The sequence below is a fragment of the Dyadobacter sp. CY351 genome (assembly GCF_021502625.1).
Classification (GTDB): Bacteria; Bacteroidota; Bacteroidia; order Cytophagales; family Spirosomataceae; genus Dyadobacter; species Dyadobacter chenhuakuii.
In genome coordinates this window covers 59,582-85,170 of the sequence record NZ_JAKFFU010000014.1, presented here as the reverse complement: position 1 = coordinate 85,170, position 25,589 = coordinate 59,582, and the positions used below count along the sequence as shown (strand labels likewise).

23 protein-coding genes are annotated in these 25,589 nt (G+C 45.8%); 8 read left to right on the top strand and 15 right to left on the bottom strand.

Annotated elements, in window-relative coordinates:
• Positions 1-233: 233 nt before the first annotated feature.
• The 7 genes from L0660_RS23270 to L0660_RS23240 all read right to left on the bottom strand — a co-directional run bounded on the left by L0660_RS23270 (position 234) and on the right by L0660_RS23240 (position 5,943).
• Entirely contained in the window at positions 234-1,139 is a 906-nt protein-coding gene (locus tag L0660_RS23270) for a carbon-nitrogen hydrolase family protein (protein WP_310589643.1), read from the bottom strand.
• A complete protein-coding gene (locus L0660_RS23265; protein WP_235161534.1) occupies positions 1,140-1,742 on the bottom strand; it encodes a GNAT family N-acetyltransferase in 603 nt (200 codons plus the stop codon).
• A complete protein-coding gene (locus tag L0660_RS23260; protein WP_235161533.1) occupies positions 1,735-2,148 on the bottom strand; it encodes a nuclear transport factor 2 family protein in 414 nt (137 codons plus the stop codon). Before L0660_RS23260 ends, L0660_RS23265 begins: the two co-directional genes overlap by 8 nt.
• An 83-nt stretch (positions 2,149-2,231) precedes the next feature.
• Positions 2,232-3,254 carry an ABC transporter ATP-binding protein gene (locus tag L0660_RS23255; protein WP_235161532.1) on the bottom strand — a complete coding sequence of 341 codons (1,023 nt, stop codon included), beginning with the start codon at positions 3,252-3,254 and terminating at the stop codon, positions 2,232-2,234.
• Positions 3,251-4,333 (bottom strand): iron ABC transporter permease, encoded by a 1,083-nt coding sequence (locus L0660_RS23250; RefSeq protein WP_255711283.1) that lies wholly within the window; start codon positions 4,331-4,333, stop codon positions 3,251-3,253. The genes L0660_RS23255 and L0660_RS23250 overlap by 4 nt, the downstream gene beginning before the upstream one ends.
• Positions 4,333-5,499: an ABC transporter substrate-binding protein gene (locus L0660_RS23245; RefSeq protein WP_235161531.1), complete on the bottom strand. Its 1,167-nt coding sequence runs from the start codon at positions 5,497-5,499 to the stop codon at positions 4,333-4,335. The genes L0660_RS23250 and L0660_RS23245 overlap by 1 nt, the downstream gene beginning before the upstream one ends.
• A 48-nt stretch (positions 5,500-5,547) precedes the next feature.
• Positions 5,548-5,943, bottom strand: coding sequence for a DUF5618 family protein (locus L0660_RS23240; protein WP_051350346.1), 396 nt, complete (start codon positions 5,941-5,943; stop codon positions 5,548-5,550).
• Between the two features lie 132 nt (positions 5,944-6,075).
• On the opposite strand from L0660_RS23240, the gene L0660_RS23235 reads away from it, so the two are divergent.
• The 5 genes from L0660_RS23235 to pdeM all read left to right on the top strand — a co-directional run bounded on the left by L0660_RS23235 (position 6,076) and on the right by pdeM (position 13,206).
• Complete coding sequence (locus tag L0660_RS23235; protein WP_235161530.1) at positions 6,076-7,233, top strand: ligase-associated DNA damage response exonuclease; 1,158 nt, start codon at positions 6,076-6,078, stop codon at positions 7,231-7,233.
• The gene (locus L0660_RS23230) at positions 7,230-8,828 is read left to right on the top strand and encodes an ATP-dependent DNA ligase (RefSeq protein ID WP_235161529.1); all 1,599 of its coding nucleotides are present in this window, start codon (positions 7,230-7,232) and stop codon (positions 8,826-8,828) included. Before L0660_RS23235 ends, L0660_RS23230 begins: the two co-directional genes overlap by 4 nt.
• A gap of 42 nt (positions 8,829-8,870) precedes the next feature.
• Positions 8,871-10,046: an ATP-binding protein gene (locus L0660_RS23225; protein ID WP_235161528.1), complete on the top strand. Its 1,176-nt coding sequence runs from the start codon at positions 8,871-8,873 to the stop codon at positions 10,044-10,046.
• 66 nt (positions 10,047-10,112) lie between these two features.
• Positions 10,113-12,575 carry a ligase-associated DNA damage response DEXH box helicase gene (locus L0660_RS23220; protein ID WP_235161527.1) on the top strand — a complete coding sequence of 821 codons (2,463 nt, stop codon included), beginning with the start codon at positions 10,113-10,115 and terminating at the stop codon, positions 12,573-12,575.
• On the top strand, positions 12,565-13,206 hold the full coding sequence (pdeM, locus tag L0660_RS23215; protein ID WP_235161526.1) for a ligase-associated DNA damage response endonuclease PdeM: 642 nt from the start codon (positions 12,565-12,567) through the stop codon (positions 13,204-13,206). Before L0660_RS23220 ends, pdeM begins: the two co-directional genes overlap by 11 nt.
• A gap of 28 nt (positions 13,207-13,234) precedes the next feature.
• On the opposite strand, the gene L0660_RS23210 is transcribed toward pdeM, so the two are convergent.
• The 3 genes from L0660_RS23210 to L0660_RS23200 form a co-directional block, all read right to left on the bottom strand.
• On the bottom strand, positions 13,235-13,525 hold the full coding sequence (locus L0660_RS23210; protein WP_235161525.1) for a hypothetical protein: 291 nt from the start codon (positions 13,523-13,525) through the stop codon (positions 13,235-13,237).
• A 134-nt stretch (positions 13,526-13,659) separates the two neighbouring features.
• A complete protein-coding gene (locus L0660_RS23205; RefSeq protein WP_233798877.1) occupies positions 13,660-13,869 on the bottom strand; it encodes a hypothetical protein in 210 nt (69 codons plus the stop codon).
• Between the two features lie 315 nt (positions 13,870-14,184).
• Positions 14,185-15,108, bottom strand: a complete 924-nt coding sequence (locus tag L0660_RS23200; protein ID WP_235161524.1) for an alpha/beta hydrolase — start codon at positions 15,106-15,108, stop codon at positions 14,185-14,187.
• A gap of 119 nt (positions 15,109-15,227) precedes the next feature.
• Here L0660_RS23200 and L0660_RS23195 point away from each other — a divergent pair, with 119 nt between their 5' ends.
• Both L0660_RS23195 and L0660_RS23190 read left to right on the top strand, forming a co-directional pair.
• Positions 15,228-15,698 (top strand): (2Fe-2S)-binding protein, encoded by a 471-nt coding sequence (locus L0660_RS23195; protein WP_235161523.1) that lies wholly within the window; start codon positions 15,228-15,230, stop codon positions 15,696-15,698.
• On the top strand, positions 15,695-17,923 hold the full coding sequence (locus tag L0660_RS23190) for a molybdopterin cofactor-binding domain-containing protein (protein ID WP_235161522.1): 2,229 nt from the start codon (positions 15,695-15,697) through the stop codon (positions 17,921-17,923). Before L0660_RS23195 ends, L0660_RS23190 begins: the two co-directional genes overlap by 4 nt.
• On the opposite strand, the gene L0660_RS23185 is transcribed toward L0660_RS23190, so the two are convergent.
• The 5 genes from L0660_RS23185 to L0660_RS23165 form a co-directional block, all read right to left on the bottom strand.
• Positions 17,916-19,919, bottom strand: a complete 2,004-nt coding sequence (locus L0660_RS23185) for a response regulator (RefSeq protein WP_235161521.1) — start codon at positions 19,917-19,919, stop codon at positions 17,916-17,918. The two genes, L0660_RS23190 and L0660_RS23185, sit on opposite strands and share 8 nt — an antisense overlap.
• Before the next feature lie 26 nt (positions 19,920-19,945).
• Complete coding sequence (locus tag L0660_RS23180; protein ID WP_233798871.1) at positions 19,946-20,353, bottom strand: response regulator; 408 nt, start codon at positions 20,351-20,353, stop codon at positions 19,946-19,948.
• Between the two features lie 58 nt (positions 20,354-20,411).
• Positions 20,412-21,740, bottom strand: coding sequence for an ATP-binding protein (locus tag L0660_RS23175; RefSeq protein ID WP_235161520.1), 1,329 nt, complete (start codon positions 21,738-21,740; stop codon positions 20,412-20,414).
• A gap of 7 nt (positions 21,741-21,747) precedes the next feature.
• Positions 21,748-22,872, bottom strand: a complete 1,125-nt coding sequence (locus L0660_RS23170) for an FIST signal transduction protein (RefSeq protein WP_233798869.1) — start codon at positions 22,870-22,872, stop codon at positions 21,748-21,750.
• Positions 22,873-22,977: 105 nt separating this feature from the next.
• Entirely contained in the window at positions 22,978-24,321 is a 1,344-nt protein-coding gene (locus L0660_RS23165; RefSeq protein ID WP_235161519.1) for a deoxyguanosinetriphosphate triphosphohydrolase, read from the bottom strand.
• Positions 24,322-24,486: 165 nt separating this feature from the next.
• On the opposite strand from L0660_RS23165, the gene L0660_RS23160 reads away from it, so the two are divergent.
• Complete coding sequence (locus L0660_RS23160; RefSeq protein WP_235161518.1) at positions 24,487-25,563, top strand: DUF3500 domain-containing protein; 1,077 nt, start codon at positions 24,487-24,489, stop codon at positions 25,561-25,563.
• Positions 25,564-25,589: the final 26 nt, after the last annotated feature.

Genomic DNA, 25,589 nt, shown 5'->3' with positions numbered 1-25,589 from the left:
ACATAAAAATACATGTATCTTGCTGATTGTAAGTATTTTTATGTTAAAACAAGGGGGTGGATTAAGTGCTTTGAAGTGACTTATGCAAAATGCGATCCATGATTACCGAATACTCGCCCAAGTTAATTGCGGTGATTTATAATGGATTGGAATAGTTATATTTATTTTGAACCAGATATCTGGATAATGTGCAATTTTTGAAACTGAAATCACACATTATCTGCTTCCGTTTTTCAAATGGTTACATGCAAAACGTGCACTTGTTCCGACCGCATTTCGACAGTGATCCTTTGCTGATCATTGAAATTTAGCACATGCCCGTCCTGCCTTACTTCATCAATTTTAGAAAAGTCCAGCTCCTGAACGAGCCAGCCTTCTTTCTGGGGGATTTCGGCAGCGATAATGCCTTCCTCAGGTAAGCCCCTGTCAGGCGTGGAATAATAGGCTGCATAGCCGTAATTAATATCCACTGCCGGTGACCAGGTTGCGTTGCCGACGGTCTGAGAAACAGCTGTATAAGCCTGATTTTCCAGCGCGCGAGCCCGCGCGCCTACATGTACACGCGTAGCGCCACGGATGGTTTCCGTGCAGCTTGGAACGAGGATCAGTGATGCCCCTGCGCTGCACAATAATTGGGATCCTAACCCAAATTCAATGTCATAACAGATCTGAATGCCAAATTTGCCCCAAGCCGCTTCGAACACCGTCAGCACTTTGGGAGCGCTTTGAATGCCCCATTCTTCATTTTCAAACCGGGTCATGAAAAACTTATCCTGGTAACCGACAAGGCCTTTGTTTGAAAAAACGAAAACACGGTTATGGTGCTTTCCATCATCAATAACAGGCAAGCTTGGCGCAACAATCACCACATTATATTGGCGCGCCAGGTCTGCAAAGATCTGGCAGAACGACTCCACAAAGCCATCCATCGCCGCAACTTGCAGGAAGATATCTTGCTGAATGTCAAGAGATAATATGCTAACCAATTCCATGGCGCCGTACTCAGGAAACAGCAATAGTCCGGCTCCGCTCGCAGCTGCATCGGCTACCCAGTTTTCAATGTGTCTTTGCCAGCCCGCAAGGTCGACATGTTGGGAGATCGGATATTGAGCTGAGGCAACGATTACAGACATAGGCATTTAGTGATCGAGTGGTTTGATCCAGAAAATCATTTGTTTTGAGGAGGAAGCCGTTTCGCCAATATCGGGCCATTCCATGGAACTTTGCAACGCAGGTTCCTTTACATATCCGCGTTTGATCCAGAATGCGTCATTAGGACGATAATCGGCTGGTTTGGCGGGGTGGTTCTCGCCCCGGTCGACCGAGCAAAAACAGCATAAATTGTAATGTCCGAAGCTTCTGGCATGCGCCTCGCGTTCATCAAAAAAACGATGTCCAAGCCCTAATCCGCGATATTCGGGAAGTAATATGCTTTCGCCAAAGTAAAATATAGTGCTTATGTCGAATCCCGCATCTTCAAACGGTTTCCGGACTTCCGCAGCTTCGTCGGTTAATGGAATGCACGTTGTTGCGCCTACCATTTTTCCTTTATCAAAGACAGCGAACAAAAAGGCGCGTTCGGACTGAACGTAAATTTGCAGATACTCTTTTTCGTAATCCAGCGACCCCTCATACAAATAAGGATAATCATGGAAAACTGCGATGCGCAATGCGCCCAATGCTTCCACCACGGATGCTATTTCAACACCCTTATAAGATGCAAAAGTCAGTTGCTCAGTCATTTTTCGGGTTTGAAACCAGCTCTATCCAATGCGGCAGATTGTAATAAGTGGTTACGCGGCAGATTTTTTCATTTTTTAATTCCAAAAAAGCGGCTGCCGGAAGTTTGTAAGCCTGTCCGTAAGCCTCAGGGAAGCCCTCTTCGCCTTTTTTGTAAATTCCTCTCACTGTGAATTCAACCGCCACCCGGGAGTCGTCCGTGGTTGTGAAAAAGACCATGTCGGTGAGGGTTTCTTCATAGGATTCGTCCATTTGGCCAAGAAACTCAGTGAATTTTTCGATGCCGATGCGCACTTCGCCCTGGTTAGGCTCATGCCTAACTTCCGGGTGCACCAGGGCGAGCATGCCGTCCCAGTTTTTATGATTAAAGCTTGAATAATATGCTTGTACGATGTCCAGAGAAGCCATGTCAGTTCATTAATGTTATTTAATAATAAGAAAATAGAGCAGTAACTAGTTCACCGGAACATATATTAAAAGTGAGGAAGCCGTTATTTCGCGGCCAGTTTGATTGCCGCAACCAATTCAGCAATAGTGAAGTATTTTGCATTTTTTTGTTGCCATTCCATTTGCCAGGTTGTGCCAGCTGCATCCCGATCGCAACGGACCTTGAATGTTGCATTCATGTCGTCGGTCAAACCAAAACCTTCTCGTTGCAAGGCCCGTCTGGTCCAGAAAGCCAAGACAGGATCACCCGCAATGCTTATGGAATGTGTGCAAACGTCCTGGTAAATGTTGAATGTGCCGCTGGATTTATCAAAAAAGAATCCATTCTTTTCAAATGCTGCTTCAAATGCCCCATTCAAAACAAGATCTTCGGGGACACCGGCTACAAGTTCGCCGTTTTGCTGCATAAGCCAGAGAATATCAGCAGCTTGTAATGCAAGGTCTAGTTCGTGTGTGCTTAGTAAGATGGCTTTTCCGGTTGTTCTGGCCAAATTATGCAGCAAGCGCATCATTTCCACGCGGTTGGGCAGATCCAGATGCGCGGTAGGCTCGTCGAGCAGAATGAGTTCTGTGTCTTGTGCAAGCGCACGTGCCAGCATGACCTTTTGCCGTTCTCCATCGCTCAGCTGATGGATTTTCCTGTTTACCAAATTTTCAACATTGGCCAGTAAAATAGCTTCTTCGATCTTTTTATGGTCGATCTCGCTTAATGCGCCAAGCCAGCCGGTGTAGGGCGTGCGTCCTAATGTAATCACTTCCAGCGCGGTAAGATTTCCAGCCTCGATGCGCTCGGTCAAAACGAGGCTCAATGTTTGTGCGAGCTGAGCCGATTTTAAGCTGGAAATAGGCTCCTGTCCAATGTAAACAGTGCCTTCCAAAGCGGGTTGGAGGCCTGCAATTGTCCGCATTAGTGTCGATTTTCCTGAGCCATTGGAGCCAAGCAGGCACACAAGCTGCCCCGGTAGGAGGGTTAGGTTCAGGTGTTTTGAAATAATGCGTTCGGTACGCTTGGTCTTATATCCAATAGACAAATCCTTCGTTTCCAGAAATGGTTTCACATCACTCATGAGAAAGAAGAACGGAGGTTATTGCGGCTGATAATGATCCAGATAACCACCGGTGCGCCAAGTAGCGAGGTGACAACATTCACCGGAATGACGGTTTGCATGCCCGGCAACTGGGCAATGATGTCACATAAAAGCAGCAGCACCATGCCGGTGAGGCAGCAGCCGGGAATGAGCACCCGGTGGTCCGACGTGCCAAACAGCGAGCGCGTTATATGCGGAACAGCAATGCCGACGAATCCGATCGGACCGCAAAATGCGGTAATGCTGCCGGTTAGCAAGCTGGTGCTGAGCATGATGATCAGTCGTGTTTTTCCAATGGTAAGGCCCATGCTTTTGGCGTAATTTTCCCCCAACAATAATGCATTAAGCGATTTGGAAGATATAAAAGCGAGTAGCAGCCCAAATGCAACCACACCCGAAAGCGCGTAAAGGTGATACTGCGTAACGCCCCCCAACGACCCGAATGTCCACATAATGTATTCCTGCAATTGTTCGGGCTGACTGAAATATTGCCAGATGCTGACAATGGAAAGCGTTATCGTCCCGATCATCACCCCGACGATCAGCAATATTACATTGTCCCGGATCCTTCCTGCAATCAGTAATATCAGCGAAAGCACCAGTGCAGATCCCAGCGAAGCCATCACAATGATGAGCCAACTGCCCGAAACGCCAAGTTTGCTGATCGCATACATGCTCGCGCTGCTTCCGCCTGCAAGCATTACCGCCGCCACGCCCAGTCCGGCGCCTGCTGTTATACCCAGCTCCGACGGTCCTGCCAAAGGATTTCGGAACAAGGTTTGCATTTGTAATCCACTGACGGATAGTCCGCAACCTACCAGCATTGCGGTTATCGCTTTTGGGATGCGGATTTTTTCAATGATAAAAAGCCAGGCAGTATTTTCGGAGTCTTGTAAAAAAATGATTCTAAAAACTTCTTTAAGCGGAATTTGCACGGAGCCCAGCATTACATCCAGCACGAAAAACACAATTGCCAGCGTTGTCAATCCCGAAAAAGTGAGCCGGTGCGCATTCAGGGGCGTTTTAAGCAATGGTGCTTTGTTGAGGGATCCGACCATTATTTGAGCTGCTTATAGTAGACCAAATTATGATTTGGCAGGAGTTCCGGATGCAATATTTTGATAAGATCAGACAGGACAATGTGCGGGTTTACAGTTCCGGATTCAAAAAAATCGTTCGCGCCCTGCTCATTAACACGTCCATTGTAACTGAACATTTGCCCCGATTTATAAGCCTTAAAATCGCTGTAACGGGAATCCTGCGCCAGAATGTTGGCTTTCGTATCACTTTTATCGAACCCAACATTCAGCCAGGCGTCGGCTTGTAGAGCAATTGGATATACCGATTCGAAGTTCAAAGGCAAACTGCCCGTCGCCTTCATATTACTCCAATGATAATCCCCTCCAGCATCCCTGAAAAACTGCGACATATAGCTGTCCCCATTCGGTAAAAACCAGGCATCTTTGGTATTCAAGCCCGAAATAACGGATGGCTTGATTTTCACCTCCTTAGCAAGCTGAGCCAACCGAAGATATTCATTTTCGATCTTGCCAAACTTTTCATTGACCAGCTCTTCCTTATTTAATAATGCGGCAATAAGCTTAACCCACTCGGCACGGGCCAGCGGCGTTTTTTCAATCCATTCCGAATTAATCAAAATGGGAATTCCTGCCTGCGTTAAAATGCTGTATTGATCCACTTTCGCGCCGGGCCCGCCCATGGCCATAAGCACATCCGGATGCATTTCCACGAGTTTTTCATTATTCAATCCCTGATCCCGTCCAATGTTAGCCACTTTGCCAGCTTCAATGCGCGATTGAATTTTAGGCGAATAAATGTATTGCGGGTTGCTAAGGCCAGTGATAATGTTCTCCGAATCCAGAAATTCCAGTAATGCAGCATGCATGGAGGAAGTAGCCACAATGCTTGTAACCGGAATGTTAATTACCTGCGCATTCTCGAAACCTTTCGGTCGTGGTGCTCCTTTTTCCAGTAAAATGTATTTTGAAGTATCCGTTGCCGTTTCAAAAGGACTCAGGATGCTTACGATTTTGTAATTGTTATGATAAGTTATCGTAAATCCTTGCGCGTGATTGATTTTGGTTTGGGCAGTGTAATTAACCGATTTCGAAGTTATGTTCTCCTCCCTTTTCGATGAATTTTCGGGATTACAGCTAAGGATTATTAGATAAAGAAAACACGAAAGGCAGAGGTTTTTGATCATTAGACGATATAGGGAGCGTTGAGCAGAATAAAAATGTAGAAACAAGAATCAGATATAAGATAGCATTTGCTTCACATTTGCCAAGCCGTTCTGGATGACCTCAGCTGATTCTGTTCCTTGATAGTAACCAATAAGATGTAATTCGCTGTAAGCATTGATCGTATGTTTCAGCAATTTTTTGTCATATTTTCTTAATCGGCCCTTGTAGTCCTCAATGCTTTGTGGCTTTACAAAATGAATGCCTTCTTTTTGTTTCAGATATTCATCAAGAATTAGCAGCGCCGCTGAATAAGCAGTGCCTGCGGCCATTCTTACATATTTAATGTCCGAATACAATCCATCCTTTTTGCCTGCTTTTTCAGTCAGTATTTGTCTGGCATTTTCAAGATATCTTGCTGCTTCCGCACTTGGAGATAAAGGGTTTTCCATACTTTTCTTAGACATAGTTGTGTATTTGATAATGATATTTGTTTAGACGCAGGCCAGAGAAATTGGTCACTCAAAAATAGCACTTATTTTTCAAAGGCGTCAGAGGCCTCGGTCCGCAATTGGCACACTTTTAATATTTTTCAAGCCATGCCAGCACAATCTCTTTTACAGTTTACAGGGAAAAGTATATACTGCGCCGTTGCAGATGCGCACATTGATCCATGGATCCCCGTAGACCGGGCGATCATCACGCATGCGCACAGCGATCACGCGCGCTGGGGGAGCAAACATTATCTGGCCCACAAGGATAGCGAACCCATTTTACGGCTGCGATTAGGGCAGGATATTTCCTTACAAACCGTTGAGTACTACGAGAAGTTTGTGATCAATGGTGTCACATTTTCATTGCATCCTGCGGGTCATATTATTGGTTCTGCACAGGTCCGGGTGGAGTATAAGGGGGAAGTCTGGGTTGCGAGCGGAGACTACAAGCTTGAAAATGACAACTTTGCTACGCCTTATGAGCCAGTCAAGTGCAATGTTTTTATTACCGAATCAACCTTCGGTTTGCCTATTTACAAATGGCAGCCTCAGCATGAGGTGATGAGCGAAATTGACAACTGGTGGCGGCAGAATAAAAGTGAAGATAAAGCCAGTGTGCTGATGGGCTATTCATTGGGAAAAATGCAGCGGATATTGAAAAATATTGAATTACAGGACAAAATAATCTACGCACACGGCGCTATTTATACATTAAACGAGAGGTTACGGCAGGCCGGTTTTGATTTGCCTGAATTAACATTGGTCACCAAAGAAACCGACCGGAAGCTATTTCGGGGATCATTGGTGTTAGCCCCGCCCTCGGTCGACAGCAGCACGTGGATCAAAAAGTTCGCCCCCTATTCCCTCGGTTATTGCTCAGGATGGATGGCCCTTCGCGGCGCCAAGAACCGCCGTGCCGTGGACCAGGGTTTCGTATTGAGCGATCACGTGGACTGGCCGGATCTGAACACTGCTGTAAAAGAATCGGGAGCCGAAAAGGTATATGTAACGCATGGATATACAAGTATTTACGCGAGATATCTGAACGAAAATGGCATTGAAGCAGGTGAAGTCCACACCATGTACGGCAACGAAGATGAAAATGAGGAAGAAGAAGTTGTACAAGACATCAGTGCCGGAACCGACGCCTATGAAAAGCACAAAGAATTACTAGATGGCGAATTCATCACTGATACAAAGGCATCAACAAAAAAGTCCCCTTTAGGGGATTTAGCGGAAGGGGAAGGAGGCATCACACTATGAGACAATTCGCAGAACTTTTCATGAACTTGGACCGCACCAACAAAACCAATGCAAAGGTGGAGTTGATGAAGCAATATTTTCTGACTGCATCCGACGAGGACAAACTCTGGGCATTAACGCTTTTTACCGGTCGCCGGCCTTCGTTTAAGGTGAACAGGACGATGGTAAAAGAATGGGCCGCACAAGAAGCGGGTATTCCGATGTGGCTTTTCCAGGAAAGTTACCATAGTGTAGGCGATTTGGGTGAAACCATTTCATTGCTTTTGCCTAAAAGTAAGGTCGACGGATCGGACAAATCGCTTACCGAATGGTTCTATTATCTGGGACTTTTACCCGGTATGACGGACGAAGAAAAACGTGACCATATCCTGCAAGCCTGGATGCAACTGTCTCAGCACGAGACTTTTGTTTTTAATAAATTATTGATGGGCAGTTTCCGGATCGGGGTTTCGCAAACATTGGTGGTGCGTGCATTGGCGGAAGCCACCGAAACCGATTCTAATGTGATCGCGCACCGGGTCATGGGTCAGTGGGAGCCGTCGGGGACAACCTTTGAGCAGTTGATATTGGATAAAGGGGAAAATGACAACGCATCGCGCCCATATCCGTTTTTCCTGGCTTATCCGATCGAAGGCGACGTTTCTGGTTTGGGAAATCCCGAAGATTGGTTTGCCGAATGGAAGTGGGACGGCATTCGCTCACAAATTATTTATCGCAACAATGAGCTTTTTATCTGGACTCGCGGCGAAGAATTATCGACTGAAAAATTCCCTGAACTGCATTTTTTAAGTGAAGTTTTGCCAAACGGAACGGTCCTCGACGGAGAGATCGTAAGCTATATGGATGATAAACCGATGCCATTTAATGTATTGCAAACGCGTATCGGCAGGAAAAACCTATCCAAAAAAGTGCTGGAAGAAGCACCAGTCGCATTTCTGGCTTATGATATTTTGGAAGTCAATGGCGTGGATGTCAGGGGGCTTACCCAGCAACAACGCCGGACCGAGCTGGAACTCATTCATCAGAAAGCGCCTAATCAATTTGTATTTAATCTTTCGCCGCTTATTGATTTTAAAGAATGGGTAGTTTTGCGGGAGTTGCACACACTTTCCCGGCAGCATATTGCGGAAGGTTTTATGATCAAGAGGAAAGAAAGCACTTACCAGGTTGGCCGTAAAAAAGGCGATTGGTGGAAATGGAAAATCGATCCGTTAAGTGTGGACGCCGTGCTTATTTATGCCCAGAAAGGCTCAGGCAGGCGCGCTGAATTATTCACTGACTATACATTCGCCGTCTGGGGCGAAGACGGGAAGCTGGTGCCATTCGCAAAAGCCTACTCCGGACTAACAGACGTAGAAATCGGCCAGGTCGATTATTTCATCAAACGAAACGTCCTGGAAAAATTTGGTCCGGTAAGGACCGTAAAACCCGAATTGGTTTTCGAAATAGGCTTCGAAGGCATCAACGAATCATCCAGGCATAAATCCGGAATTGCAGTAAGGTTCCCAAGAATCCTCCGCTGGCGAAAGGACAAAAAAGCAGAAGAAGCCGACACGCTGGAAGCGTTGAAGGGGATTTTGGAGATGTATAAGTGAATCATCTCTGCAAATTTAATATTTAATGTTAAATTTGCAGAGATGATAAAGAGAATTTTAGAAGAAACGGTAAAAACGGCACTGACTCGGAATGCTTCTGTGGCGTTAATGGGACCTCGTCAGGTTGGCAAAACGACCCTAGCACTAGACTTAACTGAAACTTTACCTTCCGTCTATTTGGATTTAGAAAGCAGACTAGACCTCATTAGGATAGATGACGTTAGAATATTTCATTTAGCAAACGAAGGGAAGCTAATTGTGCTTGACGAAGTACAGAGAATTCCGGAGATATTTTCAGAAATACGAGGGATTATAGATCAAGAACGTAGAAAAGGAAATAGATATGGACAATTCTTATTTCTAGGATCAGCATCTATGGACCTTTTACAAAGATCGGGAGAGTCCTTGGCTGGCAGAATTTCTTATCTGGAGTTATTCCCCATCAATGTTTTGGAATATGCAGAAGATGATCAGGAAAAGCTGAATATGCTTTGGGTTCGGGGAGGTTTTCCGGAAAGCCTTCTGGCAGAGTCAGATCAAGCTAGTTTCGAATGGCGGCTTAATTTCATTAAAACCTACTTGGAACGTGATATTCCAATGCTGGGGCCCAGAATCCCAGCGGCGGCTTTGGAAAGATTTTGGACCATGCTTACCCATAACCAGGGAAGTGTTTTTAATGCTTCCCACCTGGCAAGAAACCTAGATGTATCTAGCGTCACAATTGCGAGATATCTTGACTTGATGACTGATTTGTTACTTGTTAGAAGATTGAAGCCATGGACTTTCAATACAGGGAAACGACTTATCCGTAGTCCGAAGGTGTATGTCAGAGATAGTGGCATTACTCATGCTTTGCTAAATATTGAAAACCATAACAACTTGCTGGGCCATCCTGTTGTCGGAATGAGTTGGGAAGGATTTGTGATAGAAAATATTATGAGCATACTTCACACTCGTGCGCAGGCATATTACTACGGAAGCCCTGGCGGAGCGGAAATTGATCTTGTTTTAGAATTTGGGAATGGGGAGAATTGGGCTATCGAAATTAAAAAAAGTTTTTACCCAAAGTTGTCAAAAGGATTTCACGTCGCATGTGAAGACCTGAAACCTGAAAGAAAGTTTGTGATTTATTCAGGCAATGATACATTTTTCCTTGGCGAAGATATAATGGCAATTTCAATTTCGGCATTTATGAAGTTAGTGAGCAAAAAAAGCTAATGGAATAATAATTGTTCAACTTGTTAAGCGGCTTTATTTAGTTAAAATTCAAAAGAAGACATCCCTTTGACCAAATCCCCCGGACATACAATCGTTGAACATTGGTTTAAGGCCAAGAAGTGGAAGTGGGCGGCGTTTCAGAAGGAGGCGGCAGAGGCTTATTTGGATGGAAAAAGCGGCCTGGTGAATGCGCCGACGGGGAGTGGAAAGACTTATTCGCTCTGGCTTCCGATATTGATCCGGCATATTAATGAAAAGGCGAATAAGGAACTCAAACCAAAACGAGGTTTGCAAGTTCTGTGGATCACGCCATTGCGTGCATTGTCCAAGGACTTATTCCGGAATATGGAAAGCGCTGCGCTGGAAATGAACCTGACCTGGCGCGTAGGCATTCGCACCGGCGATACTAATGCAAAAGAAAAAAGCGATCAGAAAAAGCAAATGCCTGATGCGCTGATCATTACGCCGGAAAGCCTGCACATTCTTTTTGCACAAAAAAACAGCACAGAAATATTTAAAAACCTGCACACCATCGTCGTCGATGAATGGCACGAGCTTATGGGCAGCAAGCGCGGGACACAAACGGAACTGGCGCTGGCAAGGCTCAGAAGCATCAAGCCGGATCTCCAAACCTGGGGCATTTCGGCAACCATCGGCAACCTCGACGAGGCGAAACATGTGCTGCTCGGCATGAAGTTCCCGGTTGCCAAGTCCATGGTGATCAAGGCAAATACAGATAAAAAAATCCTGGTCGAAAGCATTATCCCTGAACGCGTGCAGACGTTGCCGTGGTCGGGATATATGGGGACGAGCCTGGTTGACCAGGTGGTAAAAATCGTCAATGAGAGTAATACGACGCTGCTTTTTACCAACACGCGTTCCGGAACCGAAATCTGGTATCGCACCATTATTGATAAATATCCTGAATTTGCTGGCATTATGGCGCTGCACCATGCATCGCTGGACCGGGAAATAAGGGATTGGGTGGAAGAAGCACTGCACGACGAGCGGCTCAAACTGGTTATATGCACGGCCAGCCTCGATCTAGGGGTCGATTTCCGGCCCGTTGATACGGTCATTCAGGTTGGCAGTCCCAAGAGCATTGCCCGGTTTATTCAGCGAGCGGGCAGGAGTGGTCACAGGCCGGGCGTGGATAGTAAGATTTATTTCTGTCCTACGAATGCTTTGGAGCTGATTGAGGCTGTTTCGCTTCGGGAAGGCGTCGCCAAAAATATGCTGGAAGACCGTCCGCCCGTGGCTCATGCATTCGATGTGTTGGCGCAGTGGATGATGACTTTGGCAGTGGGCGAAGGTTTTGATGAGGCTCAATTATTTGATGAAGTTTGTGACGCTTATGGTTATCAATATCTGAACCGGCAGGAGTGGGAGTGGCTTTTGGGATACATTACCACCGGAAGCTCTTCGCTTCATGTATATGATGAGTACAAGAAAGTAGAGCGTGTCGATGGCCTGTATAAGGTGACGAGCCGACGCGTCGCATTGCGTCACAGACTGAGTATGGGAACGATTGTCTCGGAAACAGGCATTAAGGTGAAGCTGCAAAGCGGGAAATATCTCGGGACGGTAGAGGAGTCGTTTGTTACCTGGATGAAACCGGGGGACGTTTTTACTTTCGCGGGTATGACCGTTGAGTTCTTGCGGATCCATGAAATGACGGTTAGTGTCAAAAAAGCAGAGGGTAAAAAAGGCTTTCTGGTGCGCTGGGCTGGCGGAAGAATGCCGCTGTCGTCGCAGTTGTCCACATTCATCCGCGAGCGATTGGCCGATGCCCTTGAAAATCCGCATAAAGAGCTCGAACTGGCCAAAATGCAGCCATTATTGGAATTGCAGGCAAGCCGGTCTATGATCCCAAAAACCGACGAACTGCTTATAGAGCAATGTGAAACCCGGGAAGGTCATCATATTTTTATATTCCCATTCGAAGGCCGTTTGGTGCATGAAGGGATGTCCATTATATTGGCCTATCGCCTGAGTCAACTCAAACCCATTACATTCTCAGTGGCTATGAATGATTATGGTTTTGAATTATTGAGTGATCAATATGTTGATTTTGAGCAGGTAATGAAGGAAGTTGATCTTTTTTCTACGAAGCATTTGGTCGATGACATTTATCAAAGTGTGAATGCAACCGAAATGGCCAAACGGAAATTCAGGGAAATTGCCGCAATTTCGGGATTAATGTTTCAGGGTTATCCGGGCAAAAATGTCAAAACACGGCAGTTACAGGCTTCCAGCTCGCTGCTGTTTACGGTAATGACCAAATATGAAGACAACAATTTGCTGATCAAGCAGGCTTACCAGGAAGTTTTGACTTACCAGTTGGAGGAAGTGCGGATGCGGGAGGCGCTTGACCGGATCGCAACTCAGAAAATAATTGTTAAACAAACCCGCAAACCAACGCCTTTTTCGTTCCCTATAATGGTAGACCGGCTACGCGAGCAACTTACATCAGAAAAGCTGGATGACCGGATCCAGAAAATGATCAAACAGTATAGTAATGCAGATTGAAATCAAAGAAAACCATTTTATTTTACTCACACAAAGAGCCATTTTTTGGCAGGAAACGCAGACATTACTAATCGGAGACCTTCATTTAGGCAAGATCACCCATTTCAGAAAAGAGGGAATTGCGGTGCCGCCCAATGCGATTGAAAACAATTTCGAAAGATTAAACGAGCTGGTCCAAAACACCGGTGCCACCCGCATCATTTTCCTGGGAGACCTGTTTCATGCCCAATACAATGCTGAATGGGAGCTTTTCAAGAACTGGCGCACGGCACATCATTACATTGAAATGCTGATCGTTATCGGCAATCACGACATTCTCCCGGTAAGTATGTTCCTGGAATGCAACCTGGAAGTGCATTTAAACGATTATGAAGAAGACAATTTCATTTTCACCCACCACCCAAAAGTCGATGCAGTTTCAGAAAAATTCATTTTTGCCGGCCACGTTCACCCCGTTTTCACAACCTACGGAAAAGGCCGCCAAAGCGTGCGTCTGCCGTGTTTCGTAATCGATAACCATCAAGCCATCGTACCCAGCTTCGGCGTTTTCACAGGCGGTTTTCAAATGGACCTGGCCAAGGATAGGAAGATTTATATTACTACAGAGACCAAGGTTTTTTCGGTTTGTTAATCCGGTTTCCCTTGATTTGGCAAATGTTTCAGGCATATAATGTGTTCTTATAACCATCCCCGAGCTTTGCAATCAAAGTTGCCATACGGAGCTGGTTCACGATATGTTCCCGCATTTCTGGTGTTACCTGGCTCAGGTTTTCTGTAAATAAAAAGGTTTCTATCATTGCGTGTAGCGACCCAATCATTTCGCTTCCTTTATCTGTTTGAAAAAACTCTTTTACGATCTCAAATTGCTGCCTTAACGCAGCTTCGTTACCGATAATTTTTTCATTCCCGCCGTTCATTTCTTTGTTTGCTGAATTTTGTAGTGTGTACATATTTTTGATGAAGTTTGATTGTGAACTTGATTGAACCGAACCCGGATGCCATTGTTCTGTGGCAATGCTCCGGGTTTTTTTGCAGACCTGATTTACGGAGAACTCCATAAAATTCAGGTAAATAAAAAGCCTTGTTAAGGCTTGTATTTGACCAATGTTTCGATCTCAAAATGACCATATTCGAGCAAAATTTGTTTCATTCGTTTTTCGGATATTCCTTTTCCGTATATGTAATCCTGCATTGCCTGCACCGCTTTCCCTCTTTTCATCTCCGGCGTCAATGTAGGATATAAATTCTTTACCCACCACTCAAAAGCTTCTTCTACGGAGCTGAATGTTTTCATTTTCCAAAGATAGTTGTTTTACGGAGAAATCCATAATGTTGGTATTGCCTTTAAATTTTTCATTCCTGCCGTTTATTTTTTTGTGAGATTATAGTTGAGTCGTATTTATATATTCGTATGGGTCAAGATGCATCTAACACTATGAAATTTATATCAAATACAGTTTCCAAAGCCGTTATTGGCAAAGAAGCTAAAAAGCTTATAAAAGCGGTCCGAGAGAACAGGCATGTTGCTAATGAGCAGGCAATGGAGACTATTAAGCGCATTGTGGCGCGCAGATCTATTAATTGCAAGTAATGTTTGGATTCATGTTTGTCAATCCCGAAGAAAAGCTTCTGCCTCCCGCTTATCCTCCGGCAATTCTCTCTGATTATCCGCGGTTTTCATAAACTCCAAAATCTCCCCATATCTACCATTCCAGGGATTGAAAAATTGAGTGATCATGGGAATGTGTTTTTTGCCTTTTTGAATGTGGTAAGGTGTTTCTGGCGCGTAGGTTTTTAGGGCTTTGATGAATTTTTCGTTGCTTGCCAGGATGGAAGGATAGGTCTTTCCGCCCCGGTAAATGAGCATGGGAGGCATGTTGCTGTGCAGGTGATAAAGCGGTGTGGCTTTTTTCCAGGTGTCGGGGTTGTTGGAAAATGTGTTGAGATAGGTGTTGCCTTTTTCGAATTTTTCTTCTTGCAAATATCCGTACATATCCAGGCCGGCAGCGTCGATGAGGATCACACCCGCAAGCGGATCTTCCAGGCCGATGTTTTTGAAATAGTGTTCATCCGTGGCAACCAATGCCGCAAGATGGCCGCCTGCGGAATGTCCGGATAGGAAGATTCTGTCAGGATTTCCACCATACTGACTGATATTTTTCTTCACCCAATCAACAGATTTGGCAACCGAAACGGCCATGGCATCATAGCCAGCAGAGGGGCTTAGTGGGTAGTCCACAAGCACGGTTACCACCCCTTTTTTGGCCCAATGTCCTCCAATAATGTTGTATTGCGACTTCTTGCCGGAATTCCAGTTGCCGCCATGGACAAAAATCAGGACATCACTAGCCTCGGAATGCTTCTTTGGCGCAAACACATTAAGTTGCTGTTCTGCGGAAGTTTTATCTGCTTTTTGGTATACAATATTCTTCGACTTCGTTATCCTTTTAAAAGAACAACCTGATAATGTGAGCATAAATGCGCCCAATAAAATCATTAAAAGTATTAGTGTGATCCGTGCCTGCGCTTTCATAACTCTTTCTGAATATGATAACACATACGAGAGAAGCATCTTAAAAGATTTAAAAGCAAGTAGTTAAATCATGGCGGCGGCTTAATTTTATTATTCTGGTGTAAAAAATAGAGTACAATATGGCTGAGGTGATTAACATTAAAGTGAACGGCAAAACCCACCGCGTTACGGCGGACCCGGAAATGCCGCTGCTTTATCTTTTACGAAATAACCTGCAACTGAACGGCCCGAAATATGGCTGTGGCATAGAACGTTGCGGCAGTTGCATGGTGCTCTTGAATGGCAAAGCGCAACCTTCTTGCGTAATTCCCGGCTCGGCTGCGGCAGTTTATGAAGTGACAACATTGGAAGGACTTTCCATTAATAATGTGCTTGATCCGATCCAAGAGGCATTTATTGAAGAGCAGGCTGCGCAATGTGGCTATTGCACTAGCGGGATGATCATTTCGGCTAAGGCACTTTTAACAGAAAACAAAAATCCAACTGACCAGCAAATACGGCAGGCTTTGCAACGGAATTTGTGCCGATGCGGAACGCACACGCGCATTATTAGTGCTGTAAAAAAGGCGGCTGCTAAATTGAATAAATGATGGACGAATTGAATGATATAAGGTCTGGCAGACGTGGTTTTCTCCGGAGTTCGGGTTATCTGCTGATGGGTTTTACGCTCATGCCCGGACTTGGATTTTCTATGCAGCCGGATGAATGTTACTCGCCGGAACAAACGTTGATCGCAGATCGTGAGGCAATTGATTCGTGGATCAGATTTGATGATACCGGCATTCTGACGGTGTTAACAGGCAAAATGGAGCTTGGGCAGGGCATAAGGACGGCATTAATGCAAATGGCGGCTGAGGAACTGGACATTGAGATGAAGCAGGTGCAGATTATCATTGCGGACACCGGGCAAACGCAGGACGAGCGCTATACGGCCGGAAGCGGTTCCATTGAAGGAAGCGGCAATGCGATCAGAAATGCTGCTGCTGAGGCTCGGAAGTATCTTTTGACATTGGCAGCAAAGGAATTAGGCTCAAATGTGAATGAACTTTCGGTTCAAAGTGGAATTGTTAAATCAGCCAAAAATCAGAAAACAATTGCCTATACAGATCTTGTAAAAGGAAAACGTCTTGAAGCAGAAGTCACTGGAAAGGCTGATTTGAAAAAGCCTGGTGATTACAAGCTTGTCGGTAAGCCGATCAAAAGGACTGACATTCAAGAGATAGCGGTGGCGAAAACTCATTTTATCCAGGATCTGCGGTTCCCGGATATGTTGCATGCGCGGGTGATGAGGCCACCGGTTTATAATGCCAAATTGATTTCGCTTCCAACGGAACAAATCCAAAAATCCCCTGGCGTTTTGAAGGTTGTAGTCAATGGAAACTTCGCGGCTGTGATTGCTTCGCAGGAATACGAGAGCATGAAGGCGTTGGGTAAGATGAAGGAGCTGGCCAAGTGGGAAAGCATGCCGATAACGCCTTTGCCAGGTCAGTTGTACGCTGATATGATCAAAAATGGCAGTGCCGGCGAAATTGTGGAAGGAGATAAAAGTCCAAATAGTAAGGTTTGGGAGAACAGAATAACACTCGAAGCGGAATATAAGCGGCCTTATCAAATGCATGGCTCCATAGGCCCGTCTTGCGCGATCGGTCTCTGGAAGGATGATCAGCTGACGATCTGGTCACATACGCAGGGCGTGTATCCTTTGCGAAGCACAATCAGCGATTTGGTGGGTCTGCCTCTGGAAAAAATCAGGGTCATAGGCATGCCGGGCGCGGGTTGCTATGGACATAATGGCGCCGATGATGTGGGAGGTGATGCTGCATTACTGGCTCTGCAAATGCCTGGAAAGCCGGTGCGTGTGCAATGGATGCGCGAAGACGAGCACAAATGGGAGCCTTATGGTTCTGCTATGGTGCTGAAAATTAAGGCTGCATTGACTGCTGATGGCAAAGTAACTGCCTGGGAAACAGATATATGGTCGGACACACATAGTTCACGGCCAGGTGGAAAGGCGGGGCATTTAATTGCAGGACAGCATTTGGAAAAGCCATTTGCTTTTGAAGGCGGTGGATTTGCAGGAGGCACGCATCGGAATTCGCTTCCGTTGTATGATTTTGAATTCAAAAATGCCTCTGTTCACAGTTATAAAGGCCCTTTACGGACTTCTGCTTTGCGAAGTTTGGGTGCCTATGGCAACATTTTCGCATTGGAATCTTTCATGGATGAGCTGGCGGCGAAAGCCGGGAAAGATCCCGTTCAATTCCGTTTGGATCATTTAAACGATGATAGGGCCAAAGAAGTGATTACTACTTTGGTGAAAAAAGCAGGTTGGGATTTGAAAAAAGAGCCCGGATTAGGAAAGGGTTTTGCTTTTGCTCAATATAAAAACAATGCTTCCTACTTCGCTGTGAAGGCCGAGATCAAGCTGGATAGGGCGGCAAAAACCTACCGTCTGGTAAAATTGACAGGCGTAATTGATGCAGGGCAAGCCATTAATCCGGACGGGATTATCAATCAGACTTCCGGCGGGATGATCCAGGCTGCGAGCTGGACCATGTTGGAGCAAGTTCAGTATGGTGCAAATGGTGTGGAAAGCAGTTCGTGGGAAACTTATCCGATTTTCCGTTTTGAAGATGTGCCTGACACAGAAGTGTTTGTGATTGACCGGCCGGAACTTGAACCGCTGGGTGCGGGAGAAGCGGCACAAGGGCCCGTGTCAGCTGCGATTGCAAATGCTATTTTTGATGCGACAGGAAGCCGTTTGCGAGAGCTTCCGTTGACTCCTGATAAAATCGATTGGACGAAAATCAGCTGACCGGGACAGGTCGGGCAGCATTACTAAATGCAAGATGCCTTGCGATAACACGGATCAGCTCGTCCGCCTTGAATGGTTTGGTCACAAAATCATTGAAATGGCAGGATTCAAGTTCCGGGGCGTTTTCAGCAAAAGTGTCTGCTGTAAAGGCGATTACGGGAACATGCATATATTTCGGATACTGGCTCCGGATGGTTTTCATTGCCGTAATGCCATCCATAACCGGCATCTGAATGTCCATTAAAATAAGGTCATAACCATCGTTTCCGTCGAGGCTGGTCAGCACTTCCCGGCCGTTCCCGCAAATGGTAAATTCTGCTTCCCATCTTTTGAGTAAATGTTTGAGCAGCATCTGGTTAGCAGGAACGTCGTCCGCTGCCAGGATCCTGAAACCTTTCAGTGAGAGGTTTTCGGGCGCGCTCGCTTTTTCTTCTTCTAACGAAAGTCCGCCTTTTCCAAAATGGAGCACAACACTGAAAGTCGCACCTTCGCCAAGCTTGCTTTTGGCGGAAATGGTGCCGTTCATCAGTTCTGTAATTTTGCGGGTAATGCTTAAACCGAGGCCGGTTCCACCGAAATATCTGGTGGCATTGTTGTGGTGCGCCTGTGAAAAGCTTTCGAAAATGTCGTTTAACTTGTCTTCGGAAATGCCTATGCCTGAGTCGGATACATCAATCCTGAGATCCACATTCCTGCCATGGTCTTTTTCCAGCTGAACGGCAATTTTGACAAAACCATTTTCTGTAAACTTAATGGCATTGCCAACCAGATTATTGAGAATTTGATTCAGGCGATATGCGTCGCCCATGAGGATCTTAGGAACGTCATCGGCACATTCAAACAGCAGGTCAATGGATTTTTCCCTTGCCCGCATATCAAATGTCCGGATCAGCACATCCAGCTTTTCTTTTAAGTCAAACTGAAAACTTTCCAGCCCGAATTTTCCAGCTTCAATTTTAGAAAAATCAAGAATGTCGTTCAGGATAACGAGCAGGTTATCAGCCGAACTTTTGATCATTTTCAAATATTCCTTGTCCTGTCCCTGGAAATCGCTGTTTAACAGAATATCGGTAAAACCAATAATCCCGTTCATAGGCGTGCGGATCTCATGGCTCATGGTGGACAGGAAGTCGGACTTGATGCGCGTTGCTTCTTCGGCGTCGCGCTTCGCTTGTATGAGTTCCTGTTCCGCCTGTTTCCGGCTGGTAATGTCTATTGCCGTGCCGAGCACTTCCTGCACCGTTCCTGCTTCATTGCGCTTAAACGGCACTTCACGAGTGATAATCCAGACTTCCGAACCATCTTTGTGTTTGAGCCTGAACTCCTTTTCGATCACATCTTCATCCTTCACATAATGCCGCATATAATGATAATGCCGCCGGAAAGTAAGCTGATCCTGATTATTAATAATCTGTTTCAGCCCGTTCTTAGAGTCGGTAGCAATGTCATCTTCGGAGTAGCCCAGTATTTTCCAGATTTGTTTATTATGAAAAATGTTGGTCCATTTCTCAATGTCGATCACATAGATAATGTTAGGAGACAGGAGGGCGATTTTATTTATAAATTCCTCTTTCTCTGCTAATTCATGCCTTGCGTCTTCCCGGTCTTTTTCCACTTCGAGCATTTGCCCGAGTGTGTGAAAAGCCTTGGTCAGCTTTTCGGCCGTGATCTCGGATTTGGGATAATAATCCGTTGCACCCGCTTTCATCATTTCCACGGCAATCCGCTCGTCGCCCTGGGAAGTGAGCACGATAACGGGCAGCTGCGGCGCCCTTTCTTTGATCTTTTTCAGCAATTCCAGTCCGCTCGTTTTGGGCAGCTGGTAATCCAGGAATACGCAGCCCGGCACCCAGGAATCAAGGGTTAGCAGCGCATCTTCGGCATATTTGCAGATTTTTACCTCTCCAATCTCCACCTGAGACTTCCTGATCGCCCGCAATAAGTTCATTGCGTCGATCTCATCATCTTCAACCAGAAGAATACTGAAAGGGGTCATAGAATGGAGAATATGCGTTGTTTGGATTATCCGGGATATTCGCAGAGTGTCCAGTAACTGTTGAGCGTGGAAACGGCCGAAATGAAGCGGTCCATTGAAAGCGGTTTTAAAATATAGCCCGCTACATTCAGGTTGAAAGCCTCAATTTTGTCGCTGTCTTCATTGGAAGTTGTCATTACAAAAACCGACAAAGAGCTCAGTTCAGGATCCTGGCGGATCTCTTTCAAAAACTCAATTCCACCCATTCTGGGCATATTAAGGTCTAATAGCACAATTCTCGGCTTTGGGCTGTCGGATGAACCGGAGCGTAGCACTTCAAGCGCTTCAATGCCATTTGAAGCCACGATAAGCGGGTTGGAAATATTGTTCTTTTTAAATGCGCGCTTCACATTCATTACATCTACTTCATCGTCTTCAACCAATAATATGGTCATGGGGACTGGGGTTAAGGGGAACATTTTTGTGAAATTCTAGTTACGGAAAGGGTTATGTTTAGAGGGGAATTTCTGCTTCTTTGGCTTCGCTTTTGGGCCAGGTAAATATAAATTTGGTGCCTTCCTTCATGGTAGATTCGATACGGATCAAACCGCCTTTTTCGTCAAGGATCTTTTTAACAATGGCTAGTCCCACGCCTGTGCTCTCTATCTCGTCGCGTGCCTGCAAGGTTTGGAAAATGACAAAAATGCGATCGTGAAATTCGGGGCTTATGCCCGGGCCATTGTCACGAACGTAAAATTCGTACTTAGTGTCTTCCTCCGTCCAGCCCACCGTGATTTCTATTTCAGGCTTATCATTGTATTTAATGCCGTTGGAAATCAGGTTTTGAAGGATTTGGGTCAATGTGATTTTTTCCGTTTCGAGCTCCATGGACATATTTCCATCGAAAACGAAACTGACGGGCTTTTTGCTGTTGAATGTTTCGTGCAGATCTTCCAAAAGAGAACTGATCACAAACCGCTCTTTCACCGTCTTCATCCGGCCCGCCCTTGAATAGGATAAAATACCATTAATAAGGCTTTCCATACGGTGAACGCGCCCGCGGAGCAGTTTGAACTGGTCCAGCGTATCGCCTTCGAGCAAATGGCTGATATCTTCTTCAATCCACTCAGAAAGGTTATTGATAGCGCGCAGAGGCGCTTTCAAATCATGACTTACGACATATGCAAACTGGTCCAGCTCAGCATTGATGCGTTCCAGGTCACGCATGTAGGATTTTAATTTCTTTTCTGCCGAAACGCGCTCCGTAACGTCCGAAAATGTTCCAATGTAGCCAGTCAGCGCATGATCATGGAATTGTTTTGTAAGCGAAACGCCTATCCAGATCTCTTTTTTCTGTGCCGTAAAAACTTTGATGGTCGCATTGATCGTCGATTCCCCGGAACTCAGCATTTCACTGATCTCCTCTTGCGAATCGGAGAAAAAATCCATCCAGTTGCGGGTAAGACATTCACTTACCGTGTAGCCTGTGATGGTTTCCCAGGCCTTATTCATGTAAATAATGTTGCCATTCCGATCGAGCTGCACCAAAACTTCGGTAATACTGCTCACCACTTCTTCCAATCGCTTGTTGGTAAGTTCCGCTTCTTCGGTTTTCTCTGCGGCAATGCGGCTCAGTTCGCGGTTGGCCTTGAAAAGTTCGCCGGAGCTTTGTTCCAGAATAAGCTCCACGCGGCCAAGGTCGTCCTGATACTCAGTATATGCTTGATTTACAGATAACAAAAAGTCCTGCAGATCGGGATGTTCGGCAAGTTCGGGCGGCAGCGATTTCCGGATCTGACGGTTCAGTAACCGGTGATAATTGACGTCCGTAAGTTCGGGCATGTTCATTTTAATATTCTCTGAAAGTTGTAACGGTCATTGTCTGGTTGTGCAGCTCGCACAGCGAATTGCGGTTGAACGGCGCAAGCTCTCCATACGAATAAAAGCCTGTGATCACCGGACTATCCAGCACATCGGATACGCTTTCAACTTCTTCTTCAACCATTTGTTTGAGCACCAGCTTCCTGCCCACACAACTTACCAGAATGGCAAACTCAGGGCTGTTTTTAAGACCTTCCGAAGCGGCCTGAGCGGCTTCTTCGGCGCCGTTAATAAGCCTGTCGTTATTTGCTTTCATCAAACGAACAAATGAGCCCTCGGGAATGTCGCCTGCAAAAGTGAGGCTTTTTTCATCTTCATTGATACCCAGGATCGTCCGCACAACAGGTGCACGATCTTCGCTATCACGCATGCTAAGCGGGAAAAGTAACCCGGAAGCAGGCAGTTCTTTGGCCTTGTCGCCCAGGAACGATTTGTACAGATCGAGCGCAGGCTCGCCGTCAATTTCAAACAATATATTCTCTTTTGATCTCGTCACACGCCTGTCCAGCCCGAAGCTGTCCCATCCGCCCCGCGAACCAAAGCCGATCGTCAGGTTTTCACCATAAAAGCCGATGGCTGCCACCGTCTCACTGGCAATGTTTCCGTCGGGTTCAACGATCACAGTTCTTGCAAAATGCGATCCGTCGCCGGCGAGTCCGCCTGTAAGCGAAACTTCGGAACCCAGCCCTTCGGCCATGCCTTTTACAAGGTCGGTGCCATTTACTTTCAGTCCGTCTGAGACTACAAAAACGTGTTTCAGGCCCTCTTTCGGAAGTTGTGAAACGAGGTTTTTACCCGCTTCAATGCTGCTGAAATGAATGTCTTCCAGCGCAACTTTGGAGCTTTTGACGATTGTATCATCAAATCGGATGGCAGTAATGATGATGGTATTGTCTTTTACCGAAACGTTAGAGATTTCGCCTGCTGTGGAGCATCCGGAAAAAAGAGCTTCGGGATAAAGTGCTGCCAGCTGGGCAATTACATCGCTTTTTTCGAGAAGTTCCCGGTTTCCGAATACAAAAAAGAGTTGGGGTGAAAAGGAAAAGGTGACGTTCGAGGAGGCATTGGTATACACCAATTGTTTGATTTCCATAAAAGATTGATCGGGCTCATGAATTTGATCAACAATTTACAGAAAACTTTTGACTGGCGAATTAATTTTACGCTGAACCAAAGATTTATACTGGTGAAACGAACATTAAGAGAGTGAGGGAAAAGAAATTCCTTTAATTTTTCTAAATAATTCAACCGCATACAAGTCTGTCATCCCCGAAACGAAGTCCAGAACGGTCTGGATTTTCGCATATTCGTCCGTTTTTGATGTTATAAACTGCTTGGGAATCAGATCTACCAGCTTGCGTGAATAATGTGAATTGTTATTGAGATAAGCAGGAACAAATTCTTCCAGCAACCCGCCCATCACCTTGTAACCAGCCACTTCGATCTGTACAACGGAAGAATAGTTATAAATTTTATTGACTGAAATCTTCGCAATGTCCTTCATAACAGAGCGGTAAGGCTCCTGGATTGCGTCGATCAGGCCTGAGTTGAAGTCGCCGCTGAGAATAGCATCCTGTTCGTTGTAAAACAACTCGGAACATTGGAAAATCAATGTGCTGATGGATTTAGCCCGTAACAAGCTGATTTTGGCATCTTCATCATCAATTTCCAAAAGGCGGGCTGGCATTTTAGGATCGTTGCAAAGGCGTAGCAACAATGTTTCCACCTCGCCATACGACAATATTTTCAGCCTGTGGGCGTCTTCCAGGTCGATTATGTTGTAGCAAATGTCATCCGCAGCTTCAACCAGGTAAACCAGCGGATGGCGCTTGTACACCAATGGTGATTCCGTAACCATATCCAATTCCAGATCTGCTGCAATCTTTTGAAAACCAGTCTGCTCCGACTGAAAGAAGCCGTATTTCTTGGTGTAGATCTTGGATTTATTATGTCCTGCAATTGACTCGCAGGGATATTTGGCAATGGCTGCAAGCGTAGAGTAAGTGAGTGCAAAACTGCCGTAACCTTTGCCCGCGTAAGGGTGCGTGAGAATGCGGAATGCGTTGGCGTTGCCCTCAAAATGCGTCAGATCAGCCCATTGTGATTCGGTGACCTTGTCTCGATATTGTAAACCGGCGTCATTGGTAAAATAATGTGAGATCGCCGCCTCGCCAGAATGCCCGAATGCAGGATTACCGAGGTCGTGCGCCAGGCAGGCGGCCGACACAATGTTCCCTATTTCACTGATCAGCGGCAATTTATCATCAATGTTCGGATCGTCCTTTTTGAGTTTATTATAGAAAATCCTTCCTAAGGACTTGCCGACACTGGCCACTTCCAAGCTGTGTGTAAGCCGGTTATGGACAAATACGCTGCCCGGGAGCGGGAAAACCTGTGTTTTGTTTTGCAGTCTTCGGAATGGGGAGGAAAAAATCAGTCGGTCGTAATCACGCTGGAATTCCGATCGTGCCTCAGCCGGATCGGCATTGTATTTGTCTTCACTGCCCCACCGTTTCGCCGAAAGTAATTTTTCCCACTTCATTATTCAAGAATTTTAATTGTCGGCAAAACTAATCCCTTTCCGGTAATTAAGGAATAACAGGCGCTGTGGATTGCAATGGGCCAACAACTGGCATTGGTAGTTTCGCAAGTCGGGGCGCTTTTGATTTCTACACGGATTCCATTTGAAGATTTAAATTGAAGATATATGAAAAGGCTTTTAATTATAGTCGCATTCTTAGCCAATGCGCTCATCATAAGCACTTCCGGAACATTGTCGGCTGCAACTGGCCACGATTTGGAAGGTTATACAAAAGACGAGAAACTGGCCAAACAAATGGCGACTGTTGTCACTGCATTTCTCAAAACACTTTCTGCCGACCAGCTTTCAGAAACCAAGCTTCCTTACGACGATCCTGCCCGTTTCGACTGGAATTTTACGCCCCGCAAGCGAAAAGGGATTACTTTCAAAACCATGAGTGAATCGCAGCGGAAGTCAGCCATGGATATGATCAGGCTTGTTTTGAGCCAGGAAGGTTATACCAAAGCCGAGCAGATCATTGACCTGGAAAATGTGCTCAGGGTTGTTGAAACACGCCCTGCTAACGACACTTACCGCGATCCCGAAAACTTTGCATTCCTCGTTTTTGGCGAGCCGGGAAGCGATCCCTGGGGTTGGCGGGTGGAAGGCCATCATTTATCGCTGCACTTCTCATCCATCAAAGGTGAAATTGCTTACACACCGAGTTTTATGGGCAGTAATCCGGGTAACGTCATGGCCAGTGTTCCTCAAAAGGGCCTGCGGATCCTGAAAAATGAGGAAGATTCAGCTTTTGAACTATTACACTTATTGAATGAAAAGCAGCTCGAAAAAGCCGTTATAGGAAACCCCGCACCCAACGAAATGTTCACTTCCAATTCCAGGAAGGCATCTTTGGAGAAAATGCAAGGCATCCCGATGGGAGAAATGACCGCTGCGCAGAAAGCAGCATTCAAAAAACTCATCATGTCATATTTGCAGCGTTACCACGTAACATTAAAAAACCAGCAATGGGCCGAGCTGGAAAAAAGCGGCCTCGACAAAATACATTTCGCCTGGATGGGCGACCAGAAAAACATCATCGGATCAGGCCAGGGCCACTATTACCGCATCCACGGCCCCACCTTCCTCATCGAATTCGACAACACCCAAAACGGAGGCAACCACATTCATTCGGTGGTAAGGGATTTGGTAAATGATTTTGGGGAAGATATGTTGCGGAGGCATTATGAGAAGGCGCATTAAGCTAGTTTTGCCCCTAAATCCCCTAA

What these genes read in the sequence shown, in the direction of transcription:
- pdeM (WP_235161526.1), top strand. Translation starts at nt 12,565, where the DNA reads ATGCAGATTGAAATCAAAGAAAACCATTTTATTTTACTCACACAAAGA.
- L0660_RS23180 (WP_233798871.1), bottom strand. Translation starts at nt 20,353, where the DNA reads ATGACCATATTATTGGTTGAAGACGATGAAGTAGATGTAATGAATGTG.
- L0660_RS23225 (WP_235161528.1), top strand. Translation starts at nt 8,871, where the DNA reads ATGATAAAGAGAATTTTAGAAGAAACGGTAAAAACGGCACTGACTCGG.
- L0660_RS23235 (WP_235161530.1), top strand. Translation starts at nt 6,076, where the DNA reads ATGCCAGCACAATCTCTTTTACAGTTTACAGGGAAAAGTATATACTGC.
- L0660_RS23265 (WP_235161534.1), bottom strand. Translation starts at nt 1,742, where the DNA reads ATGACTGAGCAACTGACTTTTGCATCTTATAAGGGTGTTGAAATAGCA.
- L0660_RS23175 (WP_235161520.1), bottom strand. Translation starts at nt 21,740, where the DNA reads ATGCCCGAACTTACGGACGTCAATTATCACCGGTTACTGAACCGTCAG.
- L0660_RS23245 (WP_235161531.1), bottom strand. Translation starts at nt 5,499, where the DNA reads ATGATCAAAAACCTCTGCCTTTCGTGTTTTCTTTATCTAATAATCCTT.
- L0660_RS23165 (WP_235161519.1), bottom strand. Translation starts at nt 24,321, where the DNA reads ATGAAGTGGGAAAAATTACTTTCGGCGAAACGGTGGGGCAGTGAAGAC.
- L0660_RS23210 (WP_235161525.1), bottom strand. Translation starts at nt 13,525, where the DNA reads ATGTACACACTACAAAATTCAGCAAACAAAGAAATGAACGGCGGGAAT.
- L0660_RS23160 (WP_235161518.1), top strand. Translation starts at nt 24,487, where the DNA reads ATGAAAAGGCTTTTAATTATAGTCGCATTCTTAGCCAATGCGCTCATC.
- L0660_RS23200 (WP_235161524.1), bottom strand. Translation starts at nt 15,108, where the DNA reads ATGAAAGCGCAGGCACGGATCACACTAATACTTTTAATGATTTTATTG.
- L0660_RS23250 (WP_255711283.1), bottom strand. Translation starts at nt 4,333, where the DNA reads ATGGTCGGATCCCTCAACAAAGCACCATTGCTTAAAACGCCCCTGAAT.
- L0660_RS23240 (WP_051350346.1), bottom strand. Translation starts at nt 5,943, where the DNA reads ATGTCTAAGAAAAGTATGGAAAACCCTTTATCTCCAAGTGCGGAAGCA.
- L0660_RS23190 (WP_235161522.1), top strand. Translation starts at nt 15,695, where the DNA reads ATGATGGACGAATTGAATGATATAAGGTCTGGCAGACGTGGTTTTCTC.
- L0660_RS23195 (WP_235161523.1), top strand. Translation starts at nt 15,228, where the DNA reads ATGGCTGAGGTGATTAACATTAAAGTGAACGGCAAAACCCACCGCGTT.
- L0660_RS23205 (WP_233798877.1), bottom strand. Translation starts at nt 13,869, where the DNA reads ATGAAAACATTCAGCTCCGTAGAAGAAGCTTTTGAGTGGTGGGTAAAG.
- L0660_RS23255 (WP_235161532.1), bottom strand. Translation starts at nt 3,254, where the DNA reads ATGAGTGATGTGAAACCATTTCTGGAAACGAAGGATTTGTCTATTGGA.
- L0660_RS23270 (WP_310589643.1), bottom strand. Translation starts at nt 1,139, where the DNA reads ATGCCTATGTCTGTAATCGTTGCCTCAGCTCAATATCCGATCTCCCAA.
- L0660_RS23185 (WP_235161521.1), bottom strand. Translation starts at nt 19,919, where the DNA reads ATGACCCCTTTCAGTATTCTTCTGGTTGAAGATGATGAGATCGACGCA.
- L0660_RS23170 (WP_233798869.1), bottom strand. Translation starts at nt 22,872, where the DNA reads ATGGAAATCAAACAATTGGTGTATACCAATGCCTCCTCGAACGTCACC.
- L0660_RS23230 (WP_235161529.1), top strand. Translation starts at nt 7,230, where the DNA reads ATGAGACAATTCGCAGAACTTTTCATGAACTTGGACCGCACCAACAAA.
- L0660_RS23260 (WP_235161533.1), bottom strand. Translation starts at nt 2,148, where the DNA reads ATGGCTTCTCTGGACATCGTACAAGCATATTATTCAAGCTTTAATCAT.